The following is a 6,387-nucleotide window of genomic DNA, read 5'->3' as shown; positions in this document are numbered from 1 at the left end:
ATCACACATGAAAAAATTCTGGCTCATGCTACCTGTGCTGTTTGCACTAGCTTTAAACGCCACGCACGTCGATGCCAAAAAGTTCGGCGGCGGAAAGTCGTTTGGAAAGCTATTTCAAACCAAGCCTTCTCCTGCTAAAAAAGCTGCGCCAAATAATTCAGGAGCTGCAAAACAGAAAGCGCCGGCCAAGGGCGGTATGGCGAAAGGTTTAATGGGTGGCCTTCTCGCTGGTGGCTTAATTGCAGCTTTAATGGGTGGAGCATTTGAAGGCATTCAAATCATGGATATAATTCTGCTCGCTTTGGTGGCCTTTATTCTGATTCGCTTATTTAAAGGTATGATGCAAGCTAAAGCAGCCTCCATGGAGCCTCAACCAGCTTATTCTACAAATCAATTCAGACAAGAGAGCCAAACAGACGCCCAACCAAGCAAGTTCTTGGCGGGTCAGTTTCCTCAGTCATCTTCCGGCAATCAGCCAACAGCTAACCAGAACAACGATGCTACCTTTAATGAAGAGCAAACTTCAGGGTTTGGTTCGTATAATGATGTACCTTATAACCTGCCTGCAGACTTTGATATCAACAATTTTTTGGCCGGCGCTCGTGAGCATTACCGTACCATCCAGCTAGCCTGGAATGAGAATGATCTAAGTAAAATTGAGGAGTACGTTAGCTCAGAGTTGTTTTCCCATTTAAAAGAAGAACGTGCAGCGCTTGAAGGTGAACAGCACACGAATGTGCTGTTTATTGATGCCCAGATCGTCAGAGCTGACCAATCAGCAGGCTTGGCAGAGCTAAGCATTCAGTTTAGTGGGCGCTATAGTGATGAAACCGAAGGAGTTGAAGAGGATATTACAGATCTTTGGCACTTAACCAGAGACACCCGCGATAACAATGCGCCTTGGTTAATCGTAGGAATCGAAAACTAAGCTATAGTTTCTAACAACTTCCTGACCATAAAAGCAGCTTACATACAACTGCCATAGGATCTTTATGTTTAGAATTTTAGTGCTGATCGTATTTTTAATTTCATGCCTGGTGGCGTTTATAAAGGCTGATAAATGGCCACGATGGAAACAACTTACAGTTATTTTCATCCCGACGATTATGCTATTCTGCTTTGCTTTAGTGCTTGAAACTTTAAACTGACCCTTTGGTTTTTCATTAAATATAATACGCTTATAAAGGTAGAAAGTGAGCCTGTTTTTATACTGCAGCGAGAAAGGCTTAACGTGGTTGCGAGAAGGGAAGCTACCTTTCTTAGAAGCCTCATCATTGATGGACCCATTCGTTAGCAATGAAGCCCTTAATCATCAGCCTGATGGGTCAATCGCTGTTTCAGATGAAGAGTTCAGAGTTGAATTGAAAGCTCAATTCGCGGCGCTACCAGAGTCTTTATCAAGCCTGATGAGCTTTGAGTATTTTGAAGAACAATCCCAAAGCAAACGAGCCAGTATTGAAGCACAAATAAGACAACGTTCTGTACCGCAAGTGAGTACAGTGTCGGCTAAACAACAGAAAAATCTAACACTGCTATGCTTATCTGAAAGAGCAGATAACTCGCTACTCTGGCAGTATCAAGCGGCTAATCACCGAGGTATGGTCATCGAACTAGACCAAACTCATGAGTTTTTTACCGCCCCTCAATACCGAGATGCCCCTCAAATGTTTCAGCCAGTGAAGTATAGTGCAGAGCGTCCGTTAAAGCTGAAAGACTCACATCCTTTCATTTCACTATTTCACCGTAGTGAACACTTTTCTCATGAGCAAGAGTGGCGCTTATTACGGCCGGCATCAGTGAGTGACAAGCTCATAAACGTCGATGAACTCAGTATTCACCTTCATAAAATCCCCAATACGGTGATCAAGTCCGTCACCTGCGGGGCAAATATGACAGCGGAACTAAAAAAAGCGCTCGTTAACCTCTTGAGCACTGACTTACGCTACCGACATGCTGAGCTTATGGAGTGCCGGCTGGACCCCGGCCAATATATACTCCATCGCACAGCCATTGATTGAGATAAAGTCAACTTGAACTAAGCGACCTTAACTTGCTCAGCTGCTTCCTGGTTAGCCATATACTCTTCGTAAGTGCCTTGAAAATCTATCAAGCCCTGGTCTTTAATTTCGATGACGCGTGTTGCCAGTGATGAGACAAACTCTCGGTCGTGGCTAACAAAAATCAAAGTGCCATCAAAGTTTTTAAGCGCTTCGTTCAGAGCTTCAATGGCTTCCATATCCATGTGGTTGGTCGGCTCATCCATAATCAGAATATTTAGGTCCTGCATCATTAACTTGCCAAACAACAAGCGGTTTTTCTCACCACCTGAGCAGACTTTGGCTTTCTTGTTAACGTCATCTTCGGTAAAGAGCATTCGACCTAACATACCGCGAACCATTAAATCGTTATGCTTTGCAGTACGCCACTGAGACATCCAGTCAAAGAGGTTTAGGTCACTGTCGAAATCTTTCGTGCTGTCCTGCGGGCAGTAGCCTAATACGGCATTTTCAGCCCACTTTACTTCACCCGTATTGGCTTGAATCTCATTCATCAAACAACGTAAGAAAGTTGACTTCCCCACCCCGTTCTCACCAATCACCGCAAGCTTTGCGCCCGCTTCTAGAATCAGGTCACCACCCGAGAAGAGTGTCTCACCGTCAAAGCCATGACCTAAGTCTTCCAGCACCAAGGCTTGGCGATGCAATTTCTTATCTTGCTTGAAACTAATGGAAGGTGTTAAACGGCTAGACGATTTGACTTCATCTAGCGTTATCTTATCTAGCTTTTTAGCACGAGAGCTGGCTTGTTTAGCTTTCGACGCATTGGCTGAAAAGCGGTTAACAAAGGCTTGAAGCTCATCAATTTCGGCACTCTTTTTAGCATTCTCGGCAAATAGTTGCTCACGTATTAGTGTTGAGGCTGCCGTAAAGGCTTCATAGTTGCCCGGGTAAATACGTAACTCGCCATAATCGATATCCGCCATATGCGTGCACACAGAATTCAAGAAATGGCGATCGTGCGAGATGATAATCATCGTACATTTTCGCTCATTCAAAACCGTACCGAGCCACTCAATGGTATGAATGTCCAGGTTGTTGGTCGGTTCGTCCAAAAGCAAAATATCAGGGTTCGCGAACAAAGCCTGAGCTAATAACACTCTTAACTTCCAACCTGGTGCAACTTGTGCCATCAAACCAAAGTGGAATTCTTCAGCAATACCCGCTGATAGTAATATTTCCCCGGCTCGACTCTCCGCACTGTAGCCGTCCATCTCCGCAAATTGCGTTTCCAATTCAGCGACCTTCATGCCATCTTCTTCAGACATTTCAGGTAGGCTGTAGATACGATCACGCTCTTGTTTCACTTTCCACAGCTCAACATCACCCATGATCACTGCATCGACAACGCTGTACTCTTCGAAGGCAAACTGATCCTGGCTTAGTACACCGACCTTTTCACCTGGTGTTATAGAAACGTTACCGGACGTTGGTGTTAACTCACCACTCAGGATTTTCATAAAGGTTGATTTACCGCAACCATTAGCCCCGATTAAACCATAGCGATTACCGTTACCAAATTTAGCTGAAATGTTCTCGAACAAAGGTTCAGCACCAAACTGCATGGTGATATTAGCGGTAGAAATCAAGAGAGCGTCCTAGGTATTTGAAGGTGAGAGGCTCAGCTTGAATGTCTTTCAATCGGTTTTAGCAAAGAGTGACAGAAGCTTAAGCACAAAGGGGCGCGAACTATAAAGACTTGGGGCTAGAAAGTCGAGACAAATTGACTATAAAACATACAAGACTGTCGAAGTAAGCCTGGCCGTTACTCCTGTTCTGCATCCACACCATAATGTCTACGCATAAGGTAGGCATAAGCTGTAGTAAATGCGGCTTCTTGCATCACTTTCAGGCCTGTTTCTTCAAAAGGTACCGGGATAGGGTTTTTCTTAACAGCTGCTTTGATATCAACTGGGGTTATCAAGCGAACATCGACTCCATCAATCAGTTCAATTGCAGCCTCCATTTTGAAACCAATCGCACCACCGGCAAACTTACCTTTTGTCGGTCTCTCTCGAATAATTACGGTATCTATTTGATAGTCTGTCATCAGTTTGGCAAACGTAGCCTGAAAGTACTTTAGACTATGGCTCTTCTCTAGCGTCACTTTTCTTACGCGACAGTCAGGGATATCGAATATCTCATCATCCATGGACAAGAGACAAATAATCGCATCACTACCCTTTAATTCAACACCACATACTTTCATAACTAAATCTCAATATTAGGAATGGCTGCATTGTAGGTAAATCTGCACGCTAATGAAATGATCAATAGCTGTTGGCGTATAGATTTCATGACAGATCAAGTAAAGCCCGGAATTAAACAGCCTAGCGGTGTCATATATCAAGTTCAAGATAAAGCCGCTACACTGCACGCCATTTTCCCACTATCAATAATCGAGATATCCATGAGCTTTCAAACCCTAGGTCTTTCCCCTCAATTATTGACTCATCTGCTTGAGCTCGGCTACCTTGACGCAACGCCTATCCAACAAGCAGCTATTCCTGAAGTTCTCGCCGGCCACGATGTGATGGCTGGGGCACAAACCGGTACGGGCAAAACCGCAGCCTTTGCCCTTCCCATTATTCAAAAACTTATTGATGCTCAAAACACCCTTAAGCCAATTAATGACAACATTGAAGAAAGCTCCTGCCAGTCACCCAAAGCCTTAGTATTAACACCTACACGAGAATTAGCACTACAAGTATTCAATAGCATAAATACTTACAGCCACAACACAAATATTCAGTCAGCTATCGCCTATGGCGGCGTTAGCTTGAACCCACAAATACAAGCTATCAAAAAGGGGGTGAGTATTGTGGTGGCTACACCTGGACGTTTACTCGACTTGCTCATGAAGGAGTGTATCGACTTAAATCACATTGAGTTCCTAGTATTTGATGAAGCAGACCGTATGCTAGACATGGGTTTCATTAATGATATAAATCGTATTTTGAGGGGCATGCCTAAACAGCGGCAAACCCTGCTATTCTCTGCAACCTTCGATCAGGCTATTTTCGATCTGAGCAAAAAATTATTAAAAGACCCCAAGCTCATTGAAGTCGATGCTCGCAATACCGCCGCTAAGAAAGTTGAACAAATGGTCTACACCGTCGACAAGGATCGCAAGCGCGAATTAACGTCTTACTTAATTGGCTCTAAAAATTGGCAGCAGGTACTCATCTTTACACGCACCAAGCAAGCCGCTGACGAGCTCTCCAAAGAAATGATCAAGGATGGGCTCAAGACGGCAGCTATTCATGGTGACAAGTCTCAAGGCGCTCGTGAGCGTGCACTGGAAGACTTCAAGCAAAACAAACTACGCGCCTTAGTTGCAACGGATGTCGCTGCTCGAGGGCTGGATATTGACCAGCTCAAGTATGTCATCAATTACGAACTACCTTACGTTGCGGAGGATTATATTCATCGCATAGGGCGCACCGGCAGAGCTGGCCAAGAAGGCCTGGCAATATCGTTGTTAAGCTTAGGTGAAGAGTATTTACTAGAAGAAATTGAAGCCGTGCTTGATGAACGTTTGCCGCAACAGTGGTTACCCGGCTATGAACCTGATTTAACAAAAGAAGTTAAAACATCGAAAAAGAATTCCCGCACCGCTCAGAAGAAACGTCGAAAAGATAGAGCGTACGGTAAGAAACGAAAGTAAGAGGAAAAAGGAGCTGTGTCAAAACCTAGCGTTGAGATAAACCGCTAGTCGCTTTGATGTTCTAACACAGCTTATTAGGAAAGGCCTTGCCTAAATAAGATAAGTAACTGGTAGTTATTTAACCGTGACCACTGGTCACAAGTCAAGTTAGAAGTGCTAAAAAGAGGCCAAATGGGGAGAAAAGGTTTATCCCATCTGTGGGATGATATAAAAAACGCGTACCAACTTATCCCCTACACAGGAAACAGTTCAATACGCGTCTTTTTCGCAATGCGATATTACATCGCAATGATCAAGGCTTAGACTTTCTGCAACCAGCCAAACTTATCTTCTGCCTTACCCCATTGAATATCATTTAGTGCCTGGCGAAGTTTTAAGGTGGTTTCACCTGCCTCACCAGAACCTACTGTAATTTCTTCATCATTATGAATTAAGGTGCCAACAGGCGTTAATACTGCGGCAGTACCAGAAAGCGCGGCTTCGGTACCTGGCTTTTGTGCGCGTTCAATCAATTCACTTACCGTGAAATCACGTTCGCTCACGGTCATTCCCATATCGCGGGCAATCGTTAATATTGAGTCACGAGTAATGCCGTGTAAGAAAGAACTATCCAAGGCCTTAGTTATGATCTCGTTTCCATCAATCAGAATGAAGTTTGCTGCA

The 6,387-nt window shown here is 44.2% G+C and carries 6 protein-coding genes; 3 read left to right on the top strand and 3 right to left on the bottom strand.

What is annotated here, in order from left to right; genetic code table 11:
• Both A3757_RS07675 and A3757_RS07665 read left to right on the top strand, forming a co-directional pair.
• On the top strand, positions 1–928 hold a 928-nt coding region (locus A3757_RS07675), incomplete at its 5' end, for a Tim44 domain-containing protein (RefSeq protein WP_197469933.1).
• Between the two features lie 265 nt (positions 929–1,193).
• On the top strand, positions 1,194–2,018 hold the full coding sequence (locus tag A3757_RS07665) for a DUF2971 domain-containing protein (RefSeq protein ID WP_068509459.1): 825 nt from the start codon (positions 1,194–1,196) through the stop codon (positions 2,016–2,018).
• A 17-nt stretch (positions 2,019–2,035) separates the two neighbouring features.
• On the opposite strand, the gene A3757_RS07660 is transcribed toward A3757_RS07665, so the two are convergent.
• Both A3757_RS07660 and A3757_RS07655 read right to left on the bottom strand, forming a co-directional pair.
• Entirely contained in the window at positions 2,036–3,646 is a 1,611-nt protein-coding gene (locus A3757_RS07660; protein ID WP_082865154.1) for an ABC-F family ATPase, read from the bottom strand.
• 176 nt (positions 3,647–3,822) lie between these two features.
• On the bottom strand, positions 3,823–4,266 hold the full coding sequence (locus A3757_RS07655; protein WP_068509463.1) for a DUF3010 family protein: 444 nt from the start codon (positions 4,264–4,266) through the stop codon (positions 3,823–3,825).
• Positions 4,267–4,467: 201 nt separating this feature from the next.
• Here A3757_RS07655 and A3757_RS07650 point away from each other — a divergent pair, with 201 nt between their 5' ends.
• The gene (locus tag A3757_RS07650) at positions 4,468–5,724 is read left to right on the top strand and encodes a DEAD/DEAH box helicase (RefSeq protein WP_068509505.1); all 1,257 of its coding nucleotides are present in this window, start codon (positions 4,468–4,470) and stop codon (positions 5,722–5,724) included.
• Between the two features lie 299 nt (positions 5,725–6,023).
• On the opposite strand, the gene A3757_RS07645 is transcribed toward A3757_RS07650, so the two are convergent.
• On the bottom strand, positions 6,024–6,387 hold a 364-nt coding region (locus tag A3757_RS07645; RefSeq protein WP_197469930.1), incomplete at its 5' end, for an aminotransferase class IV.

The organism is Oleiphilus sp. HI0117 (genome assembly GCF_001635235.1).
Note: the sequence above shows the minus strand (reverse complement) of the source record. Positions and strands in the feature narration are given on the sequence as shown.

Coding starts and splice junctions, on each gene's coding strand:
- A3757_RS07650 (WP_068509505.1), top strand. CDS start 4,468: ATGAGCTTTCAAACCCTAGGTCTTTCCCCTCAATTATTGACTCATCTG.
- A3757_RS07655 (WP_068509463.1), bottom strand. CDS start 4,266: ATGAAAGTATGTGGTGTTGAATTAAAGGGTAGTGATGCGATTATTTGT.